The organism is Paraburkholderia sp. Cpub6, from assembly GCF_014201065.1.
Taxonomy (GTDB): domain Bacteria; phylum Pseudomonadota; class Gammaproteobacteria; order Burkholderiales; family Burkholderiaceae; genus Paraburkholderia; species Paraburkholderia tuberum.
Genome location: NZ_JACHDM010000003.1, coordinates 305,228 through 322,323, shown reverse-complemented (window position 1 = coordinate 322,323; position 17,096 = coordinate 305,228). Strand labels below are relative to the sequence as shown.

Below are 17,096 nucleotides of genomic sequence, written 5' to 3'. Positions count from 1 at the left end.
CTCCTAGCGCCGCTTAAATCCCCGCCGATATATTTCTGAGATGAGGTCGCCAATACTGGTCGGTATGGACACCGCCCCGCCAGCCACCTTATCGAGAGTCTTCCTCGTCGACGATGCGACCGAGGTCCGGCGCCGGCTTGCTTGCCTGATCGCGCTGATTCCCGGCATCGAAATCGCCGGCGAGTCCGCCGGCGTCGAGCACACGTTCGACGACATCGTCGCGAGTCGCGCCGATGTCGCGGTGCTGGACCCGTGCTTCTCGGGCAAGACCGATCTGCTGCTGCTCGCGGCGCTGTCGCGGGTGCGGCCGTCCATCGTCAGCATCGTGTTGACCAATCATTGCGCGACGGCGTTTCGCCGAGCGTGCGAAGCGGCGGGCGCCGACTTCTTCTTCGACAAGACCTCGGAGTTCGAACTCGCCTGCCGTGCCATCGAAGCGATTGCCTATGCGCGTCGTGCGCATCCGGTCTGACCGCCAGGAGCCGATCATGCAAGTTGCCACAGTCTGTGAACCCCGCCACGACGCGCCCCGCACTTCGCACGTCGTACCGATCCACGTTGTGCCACGCACCGCGGCCACACGCTACGCCGTGCCGCGCTGCTCGACCTGCGCGATGCGCGCGATCTGCATGCCGCCCGAGCTGACATCCGACGAACTGAGACGACTCGACACGTTGATCTGCTCGACGCGCTCGATCAAACGCGGTGATGCGCTGTATCGCGCGGGCGACGCGTTTCAAAGCATCTACGCGATCCGCGCCGGATCGTTCAAGACCGTGGTCATGCATCGCGACGGCCGCGAGCACGTGACTGGCTTCCAGATCGCCGGCGACTCGCTCGGCCTCGACGGCATCAGCGAGGGCAAGCAGAATTGCGATGCGATCGCGCTCGAAGACAGCGTCGTGTGCATCATTCCGTTCGCGCAGCTCGAAGCAATCTGTCGCGAGATGAAGCCGATGCAGCATCACATCTACCAGATGATGAGCAGCGAGATCGTGCGCGAATCGAGCCAGATGATGCTGCTCGGCACGATGACCGCCGAACAGCGCGTCGCGACGTTTCTGCTGAATCTGTCGAAGCGCTTCAAGGCGCGCGGCTTTTCCGCGGCGGAGTTTCATTTGCGCATGACCCGCGAGGAAATCGGCTGCTTTCTGGGCATGAAACTCGAAACGGTGAGCCGGATGTTCTCGAAGTTCCAGCGCGAGCGCCTCGTCAAGGCGAACGGCAAAACGATCCGCATCGAAGACGCGGAAGGACTGGCTCGGGTTTGAACGCCGACGCGACGCTCGCCTCACATTCGTTCGCGGGACATGCGGGGTGGAACAAGCGCTCCCGAACTGATATAACTCGGTGCGTTGCGGTGCGCGACCTTGCGTGACCACCCGGAGGAGCGATGGGTCTGTCGAGCGGCGAGTCTTCCTGCTTCACCGGTGCGGCGTCCGTGTCGGACGTGCCCGTCGAGGATCGCTATTTCATGTTGATCGATGCGGTTCAGGACTATGCGATCTTCATGCTCGACGTGTCCGGCCGCGTGACCAGCTGGAATCCCGGCGCACAGCGCATCAAGGGCTACACGCCCGAAGAAATCATCGGCCAGCATTTCTCGAAGTTCTATACCCCGGACGACATCGCGGCCGGCAAGCCCGCCCGCGAACTGGAAATCGCCGCAGCCGCAGGCCGCACCGAGGACGAAGGCTGGCGCGTACGTCGCGACGGCTCGCGTTTCTGGGCCAACGTGGTCGTTTCCGCCGTGCACGACGCGTCGGGCGCGCTGCTCGGCTTCGCCAAGATCACGCGCGACCTGACCGAACGTATGCGCCTCGCGGAACTCGAACGCGCGAATCAGGTATCCACGCACGTACAGATCGCCCGCGAAAACGAGCAAAAACGTATTGCGCGCGAACTGCACGACGATCTCGGCCAACGGCTGACCGCGCTGAAAATGAGCGTCGCGCTGCTTGAAGCGAAGCTGAAAAGCCAGGCCGACACCGAGCCGCTGGCCGCGCAGACGCACGAACTGCAAAAGCAGATCGACTGGATGGCCGCTTCGCTGCGGCGTATCGCCGCCGATCTGCGGCCCCCGCTGCTCGACGACCTCGGGCTCGCCGCCGCGCTCGACTGGCTGGCCGAAGACTTCACGAAACGCTACAACGTGCGCTCGAGCGTGCATCTCGAACCGGCTGAGCCGGTATGCGGCGAATTCGCGGCGACGGCGCTGTTTCGCATCGTTCAGGAGGCGTTGACGAACGTCGCGCGGCACGCCAAGGCCAGCCGCGTACGCATCGACATGACCTACGCGGGCTCCATCGTATCGCTCGATATCGAGGATGACGGCGTGGGTGTCGCGCTGGATCGGTCGCAGGGAACAGATTCATTCGGTTTGCTCGGCATTCGCGAACGCGTGCGGCAGTTGCGCGGCAACGTGTCGTTCACCAGCTCGCCGGGCCATGGCTTCAGGATCTCGATCCAGATACCGGCCGACGCGCTCGCGTAACGCTCACGCGCTGCCGCGCCCCGCTGTCGCGGGTTACTCTGCAGGCGCATCCTCGTTGCTTTGCTCGCGCATGAGCAGCACCGGACAGGTCGAGAAACGCAGCACCCGCTCCGCCACGCTGCCGATCACGAGGCGCCGCACGCCGCGTCGCCCATGCGTGCCCAGCACAAGCAGATCGGCGTGGATCTGCTCGCCGTGGCGCAGCACGATCGCGGCGACGTCGTCGGACAGGCTCTCCGACTCGATCATTTCAGGGCGGCAAGGCACATCGGCGGCGGCGCAGGCCTGTTCGGCCTCCTCCAGCACCAATTGGCCGTCCTGGCGCAAGGCTTCGACGAGCGTGAGCGGGTCGTAATAGCCGGCATAGGAAAAGAGCGGCGTCTTGTCGACCACATAAACCGGATGCACGACGCCCTTCGTCAACGCGGCGAGATTCACCGCTTCTTTCAGCGCGCGTTTCGAGAAAGTACTGCCATCTAGCGCGACGAGGATATGTTGGTACATGCCGATTCTCCACTGAGGTTGGATTTGTCAACGCGCGTGGCGCGCTCCTGCTACAGATAAAAGGGGCCGCCCGGACTGCCCAGATACGGCTCCCGCCACTCGCCGTGCGGCACGTCGTCCGCCCGCAACGACGACGCGCCGCGCGGACACACGAGCACGGGACACGCCGCGTCGCGCAGCGTGCGCGACGTCACGTGCCCCGGCAACGGGTGCGGCGCGCCGCGCATGCCGTGCGAACCCATCACGATCAGGTCCGCGTGCCAGCGTTGCGCTTCGTCGAGAATCGCGCTCGACGCATCGCCGGAAGCATCGTCGAACTCGAGCAACGCGGTTTCGGCCGCGCGCCGGCTTTGTTCGAGCATCGCCGCGCCGCGCCGCAAGACATCGATTCGATGCTGCGACACGACTTCGAACGGTAACCATTCGCACCACGCGAAGCGGTCGTCGGCCGCGTAGGCGACCTTGATGCGCGCGTCGGGCGGCGCTACCGCAAGCGCGGTGCGCAGCGCGTCGAGCGCGGTGTCGCTGCCATCGATCGCGACCAGCACGCGGCTCACCGCCGAGGCATCGCTCGCGTCGGTCGACCTCGCCGGCATGTACAGCACCGGACGCCCGATCGACGCGACCAGTTCCTCGGGATCGATACGGCTGTCCCGGCGATGTTCACGCGGATGCGCGGCCACCGCGACCAGATCCGCGTCCCATTGCGTCGCCGTGTGGGCGAGCGCTTCGGCCGCGCCCTGATGCAGCGCGGTGAGATCGACGATCTCGGCGTCGCTCGCCGCGACGACGCCGTGCAACGCGATCACCGCGTCGCGCAGCGCGGCCTGCGCGCCGTGCAGCATCGCGCGATGCGCCTCGCACCAGTCCGGATAGCTGAGCATCAGCGTCGGATAAAGCGCGGCAGGATTGCAAACGATATCGACGAGACGAAAGCGCGCATCCGCCGCGACCAACTGCCGGGCGACGCGCGTGCCGAGCGGCAGTCCGCTGCCGCCCGCGGACGCGATCATCACGCGGTGGAAGGTGTTGCGCTCGACAGCAGTGTTCATCGGCTCTCCTCGGATCGTCGCACCGCGAGGCGGCGCGCCGACCGCGTCGCTTCACACCTCGGCCCGTGACGGGGACGCCAGCGGTTCGCGCTTACATGATGAACGCCGACGCGGCGCGCGGCTTGATCTGTATCAAGCGCCAACGGCTCGCTAGCGGATCACGGGCGGACCGCGAGCACGGCCGCGCCGGTCAGGTTGCCGTTGCGCAGATCGTCGAGCGCGCGGTTCGCGTCGCGCAACGCGTAAGTCGTGGTCTCGATCGCGAGCTGCATCTCGGCGGCGCTGCGCATGAACTGAAGCCCATCGTCGCGGGTCAGATTCGCGACCGACACCACGCGCCGCTCGCCCCACAGAAACGCGTACGGGAACGACGGAATGGCGCTCATATGGATGCCGCCGCACACCACCACGCCGCCTTTCGCGACCGCCTGCAACGCCAGCGGCACCAGTGCGCCGACCGGCGCGAACAGCAGCGCGGCGTCGAGTTCGCCGGGCGGTGCCTCGTCGCTGCCGCCGGCCCATGCCGCGCCGAGGCGCAGCGCGAGTTGCTGGGCCGCGTGGTCGCCAGGGCGCGTGAACGCATAGACGGTGCGCTGCTGGTGACGCGCCACCTGCGCGACGAGATGCGCGGCCGCGCCGAAACCGTAGATGCCGATCCGTTCGGCGTCGCCCGCCATGCTCAACGTGCGATAGCCGATCAGACCCGCGCACAGCAGCGGCGCGGCCTCGATATCGCTGTAGTGCGGCGGCAGATGGAAGCAGTAGCGGCTGTCGGCGACCGTGCGCTCGGCGTAGCCGCCGTCGATCGTGTAGCCGGTGAAGCCAGCGTCGTCGCAGAGATTTTCGCGGGCGGACAGACAGTAGCGGCAGTGGCCGCAGGTGCGCCCGACCCACGGCACGCCGACCCGCTCGCCCGCCGTGAAACCGCTGACGCCCGCGCCCAATTCGGCCACCACGCCGACGATTTCGTGGCCGGGAATCACCGGCCGCTTTGGATGCTCGAGCTCGCGGTCGACCAGATGCAGGTCCGTGCGGCACACGCCGCACGCATGAACGTCGATCAGGATCTCCCCGGCACCGGGCCGCGGATCAGGCACTTCCCGCTCGGTCAGCGTCGCCGAGCTGCCGTCGAACACCATCGCTCGCATCGGGTTCTCCTTCAGATGCTTCGGCGGCGACAAGCTGCCGTCATGGCAGACAGCGAGGCGCGCGCCGTTCTCATCAGCGTAGGCGCGCCATTGTGTCGCGCGATCGGCTCGCGCCGCAGACCGTTTGATCGAAGTCAATGAGGGCGGTTTCGCCGCCCGTACACTGATCTTATTCCTGATACGGGAGTACGTGCCGTGATTGCGCGAATCCGAAACTGTCTGCTCGTGTGCTCGGCGTCCGCGCTGACGGCCGGCGTTGCTTATGGCGAGCCCGAGCCGAGCGCGCTCGTTGATCAGCAGCACTGCATGTTTTGCCATACGCGCGATGCGCCGTTTCTCGCGCCGTCGTTCCAGCAGATCGCCGAGCGCTATCGCAACGTGCCAAACGCGCAGTCGATGCTCGAGCACAAGCTGCGGCTCGGCGGCAAGGCGCACTGGGGCGATACGCCGATGCCGCCGGCGGCTGAGCGCGGTGGGCCGTTATCGGCGCAGGACGCGCACACGCTCGTGCAATGGGTACTTAGCCAATAAGGACTCGATGCGCACGCAGCGGGCCGGCTGCCGACGCGCGATGGCGCCGGCAATGCGAATCAGTCGTATACATTGCGGAGACATGTCATGCGTTTGACCGTTCATCTCGACACGTTCGATCGTGTCAACCCGATGGCCTTCGCCATTCTCTGGCTCGATAAGGACACGCGGCAATGGTCGCGCGAAGGTCATTTCGGGCTCGAGTTGCCCGAATGGGGCGCGTTGCATATGGATTGCGGCAATACGCTCGTGTGCGCGCCGCATAGCTCCGCGCCGGTCTGCGTGCTCGAGGGGCTCGATCTGAATCAGCTCGACGGGCCGTTCGAAGGCGAGGTCGGCCGCGTGCAGTGGTGCGCCGAGCACGGCCGCATCCCGGTGAGCGGCCACTGGCGCGTGCAATGCATCGACGTCGAACGGACGGCACCGGAAAACGGCGTATTCGCAACCGGCGAAGACGCCTGAATCGGCACAGCTCCGGCGTACCGCGTCGCCGATGCCATGACGCGCCGCCGGATATTTCCGTGAGTACGCTCGCAACGATGCGATCGCACTGCGCCCCGCCGAATTCGAACACGCCGCGCCCGGCGAGATCGAGTGCCTGAGCAAGCGACTCGCGCAACATGCTGCGCGCGTTCCCGAGCGGCTGAAAGCGCCGTGGCTGCGCACGCAGATTCGCGCCGCGCACACTACATCGCGATCACCTTGCCAGGGTTCAGGATATTGTGCGGATCGAGCGCGAGCTTGATCGCCTTCATCGCGGCGAGTTCGGCCAGCGAGCGTGACAGGCCGAGCACGCTCAGCTTCTCCTCGCCGATCCCATGCTCGGCCGATACCGAGCCGCCCATTTCCCCCGTCAGTTCATAGACGACGCGCTTGACGTCGTCAATGGCCTCGTCGGTCCAGCCAGGTTCTTGCACCACTACGTGCAGATTGCCGTCGCCGAGATGCCCATAGACGAGGATCGTCGCTTGCGGCCAGCGCGCGCGCAACCGCTCGTCGCAACGCTGCGCCGCGTCGCCCGCCTGCGCGACCGCGAAGCTGATGTCGAACGAGATGCGTCCCGGGATCAGGCGCGGATATTCGGCTGGCGCGTCGCGAATCGCCCAGAACGCCGCGGCGTCCGCGTCCGATTGCGCGATTGCGGCGTCGGCGATCACGCCGGCGTCCAACATGTCGGCGAGGAATTCCTCGACAGCCGCCGACTGCCGTTCCGGGTCCGCACCGCAAGTCTCGAGCAATACGTAGTAGGCGTGATCGCTCGCGAGCGGCACGCGCAGTTCGGGCAGGCGTTGCCGCACGAAGTCGCAATAGCTCGGCCACATGACCTCGAACGCGGACACGCCGGCCGGCAGCCGCTCCTGCGCGCGGCCGAGCAGCGTGGTCACCGCCGCGTAGTCCGGCATGCCGCACCATGCGGTCGAGATCGCGCGCGGCTTGGCCCGCAGGCGCAGCACCGCGCGCGTGATGACCGCGAGCGTGCCCTCGCTGCCCGTCAGCAGGTTGCGCAGGTCGTAGCCGGTATTGTTCTTGATCATCTTGCGCTCGCCGCCGATCACGCTGCCGTCGGCGAGCACCGCTTCGACGTCGAGCACCTGGTCGCGCATCATCCCGTAGCGGATCACGCGATTGCCGCCCGCATTGGTCGCGATGTTGCCGCCGATCGTGCAACTGCCGCGCGCGCCGAGGTCGAGCGCGAACATGAAGCCGGCGTGATCGGCCGCTTCCTGCACGACCTGCAGCGGTGTGCCCGCGAACACGGTCATCGTCGCGCTGACCGGATCGATGTCGATGACGCCGTTCATCCGCTCGACGCTCAGCGCGACCTCCCCGCCAAGCACGCAGGCGCCGCCCGCGTGCCCGGTCATGCCGCCTTGCGTGACGACCGGCTGCCGGAATTGATGGCAGATTCTGAGCGCGGTGGCGACCTCTTCGGTCGTGCGCGGGCGCATCAGCGCGATCGGATCGGTCGATGGCGTGCCGCTCCAGTCCGCGAACTGCCGCCCGCCAAATTCGGCCGGCAGGCTCACGATGTCCGCGCCGAGCGCCGCGCGCAGCGCGGCGACGGCTTCGTTACCGCGGGTCGCGGAGATCGGTTCGTGCTGCATCGGATATCTCCAGTTCGTCAGGCGGGCAGAGCCGCTGCGCGCGCTTCACGTCGCGGCCTGAAGCCTGAATAAAGGCGGCGTTCCAATTGCATCCTCCAGTGCGTGATCCGTTCGGCTGTTCGGCTGTGTCGCGGCAATGCACCCGCTCAGGTCACCACGCCGACCTGCCACGGCACGAACTCGCTTTGCCCATAGCCGTGCAGCTCGCTCTTCGTGCGCGTGCCGGACGCGCAGTCGAGCATCATGCGAAAGATCGCTTCGCCGAGTTCGTCGATGCTCGCGCTGCCGTCGATCACACCGCCGCAATTGATATCGATGTCGTCCTGCTGGCGCTCCCACAACGCGGTGTTGGTCGCCAGCTTCAACGACGGCGACGGCGCGCAGCCATAGGCGGAGCCGCGCCCGGTCGTGAAGCAGATCAGGTTCGCGCCCGAGGCGACCTGTCCCGTCGCCGACACCGGATCGTAGCCGGGCGAATCCATGAACACGAAGCCCTTCGCGGCGATCGGCTGCGCGTATTCGTAGACGTCGACCAGATTCGTCGTGCCGCCCTTCGCGACCGCGCCGAGCGATTTTTCGAGGATCGTCGTCAGGCCGCCCACCTTATTGCCCGCCGATGGGTTGTTGTCCATCGCGCCGCCATTGCGCGCGCAATAGTCCTGCCACCATGCGATGCGCGCGAGCAGCTTGTCGCCGACCGCGGCGCTCACCGCACGCCGCGTCAGCAGATGCTCGGCGCCGTAGATTTCCGGCGTCTCCGACAGGATCGCGGTGCCGCCGTGCCGCACGAGCCGATCGACCGCGGCGCCGAGCGCCGGATTCGCGGAGATGCCAGAGTAGCCGTCCGAACCGCCGCACTGCAGACCGACGCATAGATGCGAAGCCGGCAGCGGCACGCGCTGCACGCGGTTCGCGTCGGCGAGCATCTCGCGCACCATCGCGATACCGAGTTCGATCGTCTTGCGCGTACCGCCGCTGTCCTGGATCGTGAAGCTGCGCAGCTTCGTCGTGCTGGCGTCGAGACCGCCCGCGGCGAGCACGCCGTCGATCTGATTCGTCTCGCAGCCTAGCCCGACGAACAGCACCGACGCGAAGTTCGGATGCACCGCGTAACCGGCCAGCGTGCGACGCAGGATCGTAATGCCCTCGCCTTGCATGTCGATGCCGCAGCCGAGCCCGTGCGTCAAGGCGATCACGCCGTCGACGTTCGGATAGTCGGCGAGCGCGTCGGGACGCACGTCGCGCCGGAAATGATCGGCAATCGCGCGCGCGACCGTCGCCGAGCAGTTCACACTGGTCAGAATGCCGATGTAATTGCGCGTCGCGATGCGGCCGTCGTCGCGGCGAATGCCCATGAAGTGCGCGGGTTCGTCGACGTAGACGGTCGGCTGCGCATCGACGCCGAACGCGTGCTCGCGCGCGAACTCCGACATGCCGAGATTGTGCGTGTGAACATGCTGGCCGCGCGCGATCGCCTCACGCGCGACGCCGATGATCTGGTTGTAGCGCTTGACCGGCTCGCCTTGCGCGATGTTGCGCGTCGCGATCTTGTGCCCCGGGGGAATCAGTCCGGCGACGACCAGTTGTTCCGCCTCGATGCGCGTGCCCGGCAGCAACTGCCGGGTCGCGATGATGACGTCGTCGCCGGGATGCAGGCGGATGATCGCGGACGTGACGCTAGCTTGAGTCGACATGAAAAGCCTCGAAAACAGGGTTATCCGTATGCGTTGACACAGAATACGTCAGATCGTGGAGCCCGCGCCCTTCGGCAGATCGCGGCTTTCCGATTCCAGCGACAGCGGCTCGATGCGTCCCACGATGAAAAGATAGCTGAACGCGCCGAGAAAGCAGAAGCCGCCCGCGACGACGAGCGGGATCGTGAACGAGCCCTTCGTCATCGCGACCATCACGCCGGTGAACGTCGTGATCACGATCCCCGCCAGATTCGACGCAAAGTTCTGGATGCCGCCGATCGACGCGACATGGCGCGGTGTCGGCGCGACATCGCAGGGCAGCGACCAGATGCTCGCCGCGGCGAACGCGAGGCTGCCATAGGCGATACCGAAGAACGCGAGCATCAGATACGTGTTCTCCGTGAATGCCGACAGCGTGATCACCGACGACACCAGCATGCCACCGACCATGCAGGTCTTGCGCGCAGCCGTCAGGCTCCAGCCGCGCCGGAACAGCGCGTCGGACACATAGCCGCCGAGCCAGCCGCCCGGAATCGCGATCAGCGCCGGAATCATGCCGAGCGTGCCGAGCGATTTCAGCGAGAAGCCGCGCGTCTGCACGAGATAGCTCGGAAACCACGTAATGAAGAAGTAGATCACGAAGTTCAGGCAGAAGAAGCCGAGCATCATGCCCCACAGCGTGCGATGGCGAAACAGCGATGCCCACGTCACGTTGTCCTGGCCGCCTCTCGCTCGAGCCGCCGGCGCAGCGTTGCGCGCGGTCTCCATCGCGTCCTGCACGGGATTCCGATAGATCACGAACCAGCCGACGATCCACACCGCGCCGAGCAAGCCGGTGAGGACGAAAGCAGCCTTCCAGCCGAGCGTGCCGATGATCAGCGCGACCACGGGAATCGACAGCGCGGAGCCGACCCGCGAGCCGCTATCGAAGATGCTCGTCGCGATCGCGCGCTCCTTTGGCGCGAACCATTGGCTGACGAGCTTGGTGCAGGACGGATACGCGCCCGCCTCGCCGACGCCGAGCAACAGGCGGCAGCCGAACATGCCCGCGACGCTGGTCGTGACCGCGGTGGCCGCGGTAAACACCGACCACCACCCGACCGCGAGCGGCAACGCGATGCGCGCGCCGACACGATCGACGAACCAGCCGAACGGCATCTGCATCAACGCGTAGGTCCAGAAGAATCCGCTCAGGATGAAGCCCATCTCGGCGGGGCCGATGCCGAGCGCCTTTTCGATTTGCGGCGCGGCGACCGCGAGATTCGCACGATCGATGTAGTTCACCGCGATCGCGAGAAAGGACAGAAAAATCACTACCCAACGCATCTTCTTCTTCATGAAACCGTCTCCTCCTGGGCTGGCATCTACTCTATTTGGATGAACCATGCGGCCTCGTGGCCGCCGGTGTGCTGCCGGGGTGTGCTACAGACGATCACCGGCTTGAAACGCCGCTCTTTCTTTTGCTCGTGATTGCGCGCGATGTCGGCGAGGCGATGATCGAGGAACCGCCGGCATCGCGCGTTCGGCGAGCGCGAGTTGGCCGGGTTGTTCGCAAATGACAGTCTTCATCGTCATGGAGAAAGTGATCGGGTATCGGGATGCGGAGCGACCAGCAGGGCTGCACGGCTGGCGTCTCCGTGGCGTCAATCTGGCCTTACCAATTTGCAAAAATAACGGCGAGTGCGATACTGGTCAAGCCAATTCGCACGAAGTTGGGGAAACCCCGAACGCTGTCGCCGCGCCGCCGAGCGCGCACGATTTGCGCGCCGGGCGCTTCGATCTACAATCGGCGCTCGCCTTATCGGGCTTGCACAAACTACATCGCCGGGAAACGTTTCGTGACCGCCAAACCTGCCGACACTCGCCGTCTCTATCTTCAGATCGCCGAAAAATTGCGCGATCTGATCGCTCAGCCGGACTTCGCGCCGAACGGCCGCCTGCCGCCCGAGCGCGCGCTGGCGGAGACGCTCGGCGTGTCGCGGCCGTCGGTGCGTGAGGCGCTGGTCGCGCTGGAACTGGAAGGGCTCGTCGAGATTCGCATGGGCTCGGGCGTCTACCTGTGCGCGACGCCGTCCGCGCAGAATGATGCGTCGCTGTCGCAGGCCGAACTCGGCGATAGCCTGCTCGACATCCTCGGCGCGCGCTGCCTGATCGAAGGCTCGATCATCGCGAGCGTCGCACCGTTCTGCAAACCGAAAGACCTGAAGATGCTGCGCGCCATCTACAACGAGATGGAGCGCGAAGTAAAGGCCGGCAGAATTCCGGTCGCGGCCGATCGCGCGTTCCATCTCGCGATCGCGCAAATGTCCGGCAATGAGGTGCTCGTGCGCACCGTCAGCTCGCTATTCGATGCGCGGCATAGTCCGCTGTCCGAAAAGCTGCGCGGCCACTTCGAGAACGAGACGACGTGGGGCGCCGTGCCCGACGAACATCTCGTGATTCTGGAAGCGCTGGAGGCGCATGATGCGATTCAGGCGCAGGCGGCGATGCAGCGTCACTTGAAGCTGTCGTTGGAGCGGGTGATTGCGGGGGGGCAGCGGACATCTTAGGTGCCGCTGCGGGAATACCGCTGATTCACCCGTGCGCGTCACCCTCACACGTCGGTATAAACCTGCGCAGCAGCGCGTCATCGAGTTTCGCGGTCGTGCCTTCGGAGTACATCTGGAACATGTCGTTATCGCGCAGCAGCGCGACGTCCATCGTGCTGCGCCGCCCGTGTGCTTCGGCACGCATCGTGGTCTGCCGCGCGAGTGCACTGCCTACCGCATAGGTGATCGCATCACCGGTAGGCGTCACCAGCGAATCGATGTTCTGTTGCAGCAGGCGTTGATAGTCGCCTCCCCACGTGCCGACCACCACCTGACCGGAACACGCACCGGCCGCCTTGGCTTCCAACGCGAACGGACCCAGCGCGGAGGCGGCGACGAGCGTCCCCGTCGATCGAAGAAAACGGCGGCGTGGCTGGTTGATGTGGTTCATACACTCGCTTCAGGAGAAATGCGGTTTCGAAAAGAAGCCGCAAAGGACGACGCCGGGTCTCCGTGGCCCGATCGGTATTTCATGGGATAGGTTGGGAACGCCGCTGCCGCCGGGAAGCGGCAATAGGTCAACTCGCGGCCGTCAAACGTGCATTCACGGCCGCCAGCACTTCTTCGAGCGTCTCCTCCATCACCTTCGACAATTCGTCGAGATGCGGAGCCGGCGCGGCGCCATGCGGCGTGATCTTCAGCGTATAGAAAGGCATTGCGTGCTCGAAGCGGCGCAAGATCAGATTCGAATCGAGAAAGTCGTACGCCGACACCGGATGCAGCAAACCAATGCCGAGGCCTTCCTTGACCATCGTCGCGATGTTGACCGAATACGGCGCGGTCGCCACCACCTGCGATTGCAGCTGTCCGGTCGCGAACACCTGATCCATGCCCCAGCGCACGAGGTCGGGCAGATCGTACGACACGATCGGCTGATTCCGCAGATCCGCCACCTTGATGACCTTGCGCTTGCCCAGCGGATGACCGGCCGGCAACGCGCAGATCGCGTCGAGCTGCGCGAAGGCGGTCGAATCGGTGCCGGTCACGTCGACCGTATTCGTGACGAGACCGAGCGCGAGTTGACGCGACACCACCTGATCGCGAATCAGCGACGATGCCCCGGTCGTCAACGCGATCTGCACGGCCGGATGCCGGCGATGAAAGTTCGCCACGACGCGCGCGAAGTAGCCGAGCCCGAACGATACGACCGAGCCCACGCGAATCACCGCGGTCGACGGATTGCGCAAGCTCAGCGCGAACTCGCGGATGTTGTCCAGGCCGGCATAGCGCCGCTCAACTTCCTCGAACAGCGCCAGGGCTTCGACGGTCGGTTCGAGCCGGCCGCGGCTGCGATCGAACAGCGTGAGACTGGTCGAGCGCTCCAGATCGGTAATCAGGCGGCTGATGCCCGACTGCGAAGTGCCGATGACCTGCGCGGCGCGGGTCGTCGTGCGCGTGAGCATCAGCGCCCTGAATGCGTCGATGTGCCGAAAGTCCATCCGTTCTCTCCGGATTGCATGGGCCGCCGGCGCTCCCCGCTGTCAACCTCGCTCGGAAGCGAGCGCTGCGCATGTCACGCCGGCAAATCAAAGGCATGGATTCTACCGCCCTTCATCACGACCGGAATGCGCTCGCCCTGCCCCAGCAGACAGTCGAGCGACGCAAGCGGATTGCCGTCGACGACGAGCATGTCGGCGTGCGCGCCTGCCGTGATCTGCCCGAGCTGCCCGACCTGGCCGAGCACCTGCGCGCCGACAACCGTTGCACTGCGCAGGATCTCGAGCGGCGTCAGCACTTCGCTGCGCAAGCGGAATTCATCGCTTTGCAGACGCTGCGATTCGCCGAGCAGATCGCTACCGAAGCCCATCGGCACGCCCGCCGCGCGGAAGATTTCGAGCGATCGCAGGCCCGCCTGGCGCACGCTCCCGATCTTCGCGACGCTGTCGGCGGGCAGGCCGAGCGCTTCGCCTTCGTTCGCGAGCGCGTCGTAGGTGACGAGCGTCGGCACCGCGAACGCACCGTGCTCGGCCATCACCCGCGCAGCCGCTTCGTCGACCAGATTGCCGTGCTCGATCGTCCGAACGCCGCAGCGTACCGCGCGCGCGATCGCCTCGGCCGTGTACGCATGCGCGAGCACGTAGGTGCCGCGCGCCCGCGCCTCGTGGACGATCGCCCTGATCTCGTCTTCCGAATAGCCCCATGCGCCGACCGGATCGGTGGGCGAGGCGACGCCGCCCGAGGCCATGATCTTGATCTGGTCGGCACCCATCTGCAGCTCTTCACGCACCGCGCGACGCACGGCATCGACGCCGTCGGCGACACGCGATATCGCGCCGACCCGCGCGCAACACGCGCATGGGCTATCGGTGCCGATGTAGTCGCTGCGGCCGCGCATGTCGCCGTGTCCGCCGGTCTGGCTGATCGCGCGGCCCGACACGAACAGGCGCGGACCTTCGGCGAGCCCCTGTTCCAACGCCTGCTTGAGCGCGAAGCCCGCGCCGCCCGCATCGCGCACTGTCGTGAAGCCACGCCGTAGCATGCCTTGCAACAACGGCAACGACTTCAGCGTGACCAGCACGTTCGGCAAGTTCACCTGTGCCGCGAGATTGAGTTGCGTCGCATGCACGTGCACGTGCAAATCGATCAGGCCAGGCATCAGCGTCTTGCCGCGCACATCGATTTCGCGCGCGGACGCGCTGCGGATCGGCCGGTCTGAGACCTCCTTGATGCGTCCGTTTTCCACCAGCACCGCGTGGTCCTCACGCAATTCGCCGGCAGCCGGATCGAGCAGCGCGCAGTGCGAGAACAGAATCGACTCCATCAGGTCTCCTCCCGGTACAAGATCCGGGTCATCTCCAACGTTGAAGGGTGTCGCGCGCTGCGCGACTCAATCGATGGTCGCGTGCGCGAGCATGCGCGGGGTCTTCGTGAGCAGCTCCGGCGTCGGGCCGGTCACGACCGAATCGTCGAGCCGGAAACCGCCGAGGCCGTACACATAGATGCCGGGCTCCGCCGAGTACACCTCGTTGTCCAGCAGCGCGCGGTGATTGAACGCCATGTCGTCCGGATACTCGTGACCGATGATGCCCATGCCATGCCCCGTGCGATGACGGATGTACTTCGCGCAGCCGGCCTGCTCGATCACCGCCTGCGCGGCCGCGTCGATACCCGAAACCGGCTGACCCGTGACGGCCGCCGCGACGGCCGCCTCGTTGGCCGCGCGCGCGACCTCATGAAAACGCGCCTGCTCGGCGCCCGGTTTGCCGCAGAACCAGGTGCGCTCGTTCTCGATCACGAGACCGTTCAAACGCGGAATCACGATATTGACGAGACCGTCGCCCGCCTTGATCTGCGCGCCGCACGACGCACCGTCGCCGTGCGGCGACGCCGATGCCGGTCCCGACAAGGTCCAGCAACGCATCACTTCGAGGTTCTCGCCAGGAAAGCGGCGCGCGCCTTCGGTCACCATCAGGGCGGCCATCTGATAGTCGAGTTCCTGAACGAGCCGTCCGGGGCGAATGTTCTCGCGATAGCGGTCCTGCACCCAATCGGCGAGGCTTGCGGCGGCCCGCATGATGGCAATCTCCTCCCGGTGCTTGACCCAGCGCAACGAGCGCAGCTCGGCGAGCATCGGCAGGAACTTCGCGTCTGGCAGCAGCGCCGCCGTGCGGCCGAGCGGACCGCCGGCGGCTTCGACGCCGATTCGCGATGCGCCGAGCCCGGCGGCACGCAAACGCGCGGCGATCAGTTCCGGGACTTCCGCGAGGAGCGGCTGCCGCTCGACCACGCGCGGATGCTCGGAGTAGAACGAGATATCGTCGAGCCACAGATGTCCGCGCTCGCGCGCCATCATCACGTGATGCGTCGACAGCTCGTTCATGATCGCGAACGGCTCACCCGACAGCGGCACGCACACGGCGATCGGCCGCTCCCAGGTCTGCACGTCGACGTGGAAATTGGTCGCCCACTGGAAGAAGTCGGCGGACGTGAAGATGAGCGCATCGACTCGCTGACGTTCCATCAGTTTTTGCATCAGGTCGTGACGGTAAGCGCGAGTCTTGTCGGTGAGGATTGGCATCTGTCGTTCCTTCAGGAAGAAGAATTAAGGAGAGGCGCATCCCACCCACCAGCCCGCGGCGCGCCCTGCCAGTTCAGGTCATCATCGTCTTCGCGTAGCGCCGCTGGATGATCCAGTGCGACAACAGCGCCAGCGCAAACGTGACGACCATCGATACGATCGACAGCACGGCCCCGAACGGCCAGTTGTTCGCCTTGGCGATCTGGTCGTAGATTGCCGGCGTCATCATCGTGATGCCGGTGCCGCCGAGCAGAACCGGTGTCGCGTATGCGTTCATGCACAGAATGAACACGAGCATCGTGCCGGCCGCGACGCCGGGCGCCGCGATCGGCAGCACGACGCGCGCGAGCGTCTGAGCGAAGCTCGCGCCGAGATTGCGCGCGGCTTCCTCGATCGAGAAATCGAGGCCTTCGAGCACGCTCTGCAAGGTCAGGATCATGTACGGCAGAACCACGGCGGTGGTGCCGGCCACCACCGCGAACGGCGTATACAGCAGCCGCACCGGTTGATCGACGAGGCCGAGCGCCATCAGCATCGCATTGACGAAACCCGCGTTGCCGAGCATGACCATCCAACCCGCCGCGCGCACGACGTTGCCGACCAGCAGCGGAAACACCAGCAGCATCACCAGCTGGCTCTTGAAGCGGCTCTGCGTTTTAGCAAGCACATAGGCGACCGGAAAACCGAGTACGAGCGACAGCGCCGTGCACAGCGCGGCCACCTTGATCGTGGTCCACAGCACCGCGTGGTAGTACGGATCGGTCAGAAACTGGACGTAGTTCTCGAGCGTGAACGCCGCCTGCATCATCTGGACCGAGTCGAAATGATTGAAGCTGTAGCGCACCAGTTGCACGCCCGGCAGCACGATCACGAATAGCACGACCAACACGGCAGGCGTTGCGAGCAGGCCCCCGGCGAAGTCGCGGCGCCGCGGCGCGGCGTTCAGTGCGCTCGTCGTCATG

Annotated in this window: 17 protein-coding genes and 1 pseudogene; 6 read left to right on the top strand and 12 right to left on the bottom strand. The window is 65.8% G+C overall.

Features of this window, described 5'->3' with window-relative positions; translation table 11 throughout:
- The first annotated feature begins 64 nt into the window (after positions 1 to 64).
- From HDG33_RS08330 to HDG33_RS08320, 3 genes are all read left to right on the top strand, one after another.
- Complete coding sequence (locus tag HDG33_RS08330; RefSeq protein ID WP_184023890.1) at positions 65 to 472, top strand: response regulator; 408 nt, start codon at positions 65 to 67, stop codon at positions 470 to 472.
- A gap of 16 nt (positions 473 to 488) precedes the next feature.
- The gene (gene fnr / locus HDG33_RS08325; protein WP_184023887.1) at positions 489 to 1,271 is read left to right on the top strand and encodes a fumarate/nitrate reduction transcriptional regulator Fnr; all 783 of its coding nucleotides are present in this window, start codon (positions 489 to 491) and stop codon (positions 1,269 to 1,271) included.
- Positions 1,272 to 1,393: 122 nt separating this feature from the next.
- Positions 1,394 to 2,494, top strand: coding sequence for a PAS domain S-box protein (locus HDG33_RS08320; RefSeq protein ID WP_184023883.1), 1,101 nt, complete (start codon positions 1,394 to 1,396; stop codon positions 2,492 to 2,494).
- A 33-nt stretch (positions 2,495 to 2,527) separates the two neighbouring features.
- On the opposite strand, the gene HDG33_RS08315 is transcribed toward HDG33_RS08320, so the two are convergent.
- From HDG33_RS08315 to HDG33_RS08305, 3 genes are all read right to left on the bottom strand, one after another.
- On the bottom strand, positions 2,528 to 2,998 hold the full coding sequence (locus HDG33_RS08315) for a universal stress protein (protein WP_184023880.1): 471 nt from the start codon (positions 2,996 to 2,998) through the stop codon (positions 2,528 to 2,530).
- A 50-nt stretch (positions 2,999 to 3,048) separates the two neighbouring features.
- Positions 3,049 to 4,050, bottom strand: coding sequence for a universal stress protein (locus HDG33_RS08310; RefSeq protein WP_184023877.1), 1,002 nt, complete (start codon positions 4,048 to 4,050; stop codon positions 3,049 to 3,051).
- Between the two features lie 158 nt (positions 4,051 to 4,208).
- Entirely contained in the window at positions 4,209 to 5,198 is a 990-nt protein-coding gene (locus HDG33_RS08305) for a zinc-dependent alcohol dehydrogenase family protein (RefSeq protein WP_184024290.1), read from the bottom strand.
- A 225-nt stretch (positions 5,199 to 5,423) separates the two neighbouring features.
- Here HDG33_RS08305 and HDG33_RS08300 point away from each other — a divergent pair, with 225 nt between their 5' ends.
- Both HDG33_RS08300 and HDG33_RS08295 read left to right on the top strand, forming a co-directional pair.
- Complete coding sequence (locus HDG33_RS08300; protein ID WP_409258988.1) at positions 5,424 to 5,729, top strand: c-type cytochrome; 306 nt, start codon at positions 5,424 to 5,426, stop codon at positions 5,727 to 5,729.
- Between the two features lie 87 nt (positions 5,730 to 5,816).
- Complete coding sequence (locus tag HDG33_RS08295; RefSeq protein WP_184023869.1) at positions 5,817 to 6,191, top strand: DUF3564 domain-containing protein; 375 nt, start codon at positions 5,817 to 5,819, stop codon at positions 6,189 to 6,191.
- Positions 6,192 to 6,228: 37 nt separating this feature from the next.
- Here the strand turns inward: HDG33_RS08295 and HDG33_RS38205 are convergent.
- The 4 genes and pseudogenes from HDG33_RS38205 to HDG33_RS08280 all read right to left on the bottom strand — a co-directional run.
- A pseudogene (locus tag HDG33_RS38205) lies at positions 6,229 to 6,360 on the bottom strand (RNA polymerase subunit sigma); the annotation flags it as partial.
- A 55-nt stretch (positions 6,361 to 6,415) separates the two neighbouring features.
- Complete coding sequence (locus tag HDG33_RS08290) at positions 6,416 to 7,834, bottom strand: FAD-binding oxidoreductase (RefSeq protein WP_184023866.1); 1,419 nt, start codon at positions 7,832 to 7,834, stop codon at positions 6,416 to 6,418.
- Positions 7,835 to 7,980: 146 nt separating this feature from the next.
- On the bottom strand, positions 7,981 to 9,528 hold the full coding sequence (locus HDG33_RS08285) for a UxaA family hydrolase (RefSeq protein ID WP_184023863.1): 1,548 nt from the start codon (positions 9,526 to 9,528) through the stop codon (positions 7,981 to 7,983).
- Positions 9,529 to 9,576: 48 nt separating this feature from the next.
- Positions 9,577 to 10,866, bottom strand: coding sequence for an MFS transporter (locus tag HDG33_RS08280; RefSeq protein WP_184023860.1), 1,290 nt, complete (start codon positions 10,864 to 10,866; stop codon positions 9,577 to 9,579).
- Positions 10,867 to 11,366: 500 nt separating this feature from the next.
- On the opposite strand from HDG33_RS08280, the gene HDG33_RS08275 reads away from it, so the two are divergent.
- The gene (locus HDG33_RS08275) at positions 11,367 to 12,077 is read left to right on the top strand and encodes a FadR/GntR family transcriptional regulator (RefSeq protein WP_184023858.1); all 711 of its coding nucleotides are present in this window, start codon (positions 11,367 to 11,369) and stop codon (positions 12,075 to 12,077) included.
- 25 nt (positions 12,078 to 12,102) lie between these two features.
- Here the strand turns inward: HDG33_RS08275 and HDG33_RS08270 are convergent, their stop codons facing one another.
- From HDG33_RS08270 to HDG33_RS08250, 5 genes are all read right to left on the bottom strand, one after another.
- The gene (locus HDG33_RS08270; protein WP_260330363.1) at positions 12,103 to 12,507 is read right to left on the bottom strand and encodes a hypothetical protein; all 405 of its coding nucleotides are present in this window, start codon (positions 12,505 to 12,507) and stop codon (positions 12,103 to 12,105) included.
- 127 nt (positions 12,508 to 12,634) lie between these two features.
- The gene (locus HDG33_RS08265) at positions 12,635 to 13,555 is read right to left on the bottom strand and encodes a LysR substrate-binding domain-containing protein (RefSeq protein WP_018422579.1); all 921 of its coding nucleotides are present in this window, start codon (positions 13,553 to 13,555) and stop codon (positions 12,635 to 12,637) included.
- A 74-nt stretch (positions 13,556 to 13,629) separates the two neighbouring features.
- Positions 13,630 to 14,877, bottom strand: coding sequence for an amidohydrolase family protein (locus tag HDG33_RS08260; RefSeq protein ID WP_184023856.1), 1,248 nt, complete (start codon positions 14,875 to 14,877; stop codon positions 13,630 to 13,632).
- 66 nt (positions 14,878 to 14,943) lie between these two features.
- Positions 14,944 to 16,134 (bottom strand): Xaa-Pro peptidase family protein, encoded by a 1,191-nt coding sequence (locus HDG33_RS08255; RefSeq protein WP_184023854.1) that lies wholly within the window; start codon positions 16,132 to 16,134, stop codon positions 14,944 to 14,946.
- Between the two features lie 73 nt (positions 16,135 to 16,207).
- On the bottom strand, positions 16,208 to 17,095 hold the full coding sequence (locus HDG33_RS08250) for an ABC transporter permease (protein ID WP_090810837.1): 888 nt from the start codon (positions 17,093 to 17,095) through the stop codon (positions 16,208 to 16,210).
- Between the last annotated feature and the right edge of the window lies 1 nt (position 17,096).

Bases quoted from the DNA above. Each gene is read 5' to 3' on its own strand.
- HDG33_RS08265 (WP_018422579.1), bottom strand. From the start codon at position 13,555: ATGGACTTTCGGCACATCGACGCATTCAGGGCGCTGATGCTCACGCGC.
- HDG33_RS08305 (WP_184024290.1), bottom strand. From the start codon at position 5,198: ATGCGAGCGATGGTGTTCGACGGCAGCTCGGCGACGCTGACCGAGCGG.
- HDG33_RS08320 (WP_184023883.1), top strand. From the start codon at position 1,394: ATGGGTCTGTCGAGCGGCGAGTCTTCCTGCTTCACCGGTGCGGCGTCC.
- HDG33_RS08260 (WP_184023856.1), bottom strand. From the start codon at position 14,877: ATGGAGTCGATTCTGTTCTCGCACTGCGCGCTGCTCGATCCGGCTGCC.
- HDG33_RS08250 (WP_090810837.1), bottom strand. From the start codon at position 17,095: ATGACGACGAGCGCACTGAACGCCGCGCCGCGGCGCCGCGACTTCGCC.
- HDG33_RS08310 (WP_184023877.1), bottom strand. From the start codon at position 4,050: ATGAACACTGCTGTCGAGCGCAACACCTTCCACCGCGTGATGATCGCG.
- HDG33_RS08315 (WP_184023880.1), bottom strand. From the start codon at position 2,998: ATGTACCAACATATCCTCGTCGCGCTAGATGGCAGTACTTTCTCGAAA.
- HDG33_RS08330 (WP_184023890.1), top strand. From the start codon at position 65: ATGGACACCGCCCCGCCAGCCACCTTATCGAGAGTCTTCCTCGTCGAC.
- HDG33_RS08270 (WP_260330363.1), bottom strand. From the start codon at position 12,507: ATGAACCACATCAACCAGCCACGCCGCCGTTTTCTTCGATCGACGGGG.
- HDG33_RS08295 (WP_184023869.1), top strand. From the start codon at position 5,817: ATGCGTTTGACCGTTCATCTCGACACGTTCGATCGTGTCAACCCGATG.
- HDG33_RS08280 (WP_184023860.1), bottom strand. From the start codon at position 10,866: ATGAAGAAGAAGATGCGTTGGGTAGTGATTTTTCTGTCCTTTCTCGCG.
- HDG33_RS08290 (WP_184023866.1), bottom strand. From the start codon at position 7,834: ATGCAGCACGAACCGATCTCCGCGACCCGCGGTAACGAAGCCGTCGCC.
- HDG33_RS08255 (WP_184023854.1), bottom strand. From the start codon at position 16,134: ATGCCAATCCTCACCGACAAGACTCGCGCTTACCGTCACGACCTGATG.
- fnr (WP_184023887.1), top strand. From the start codon at position 489: ATGCAAGTTGCCACAGTCTGTGAACCCCGCCACGACGCGCCCCGCACT.
- HDG33_RS08285 (WP_184023863.1), bottom strand. From the start codon at position 9,528: ATGTCGACTCAAGCTAGCGTCACGTCCGCGATCATCCGCCTGCATCCC.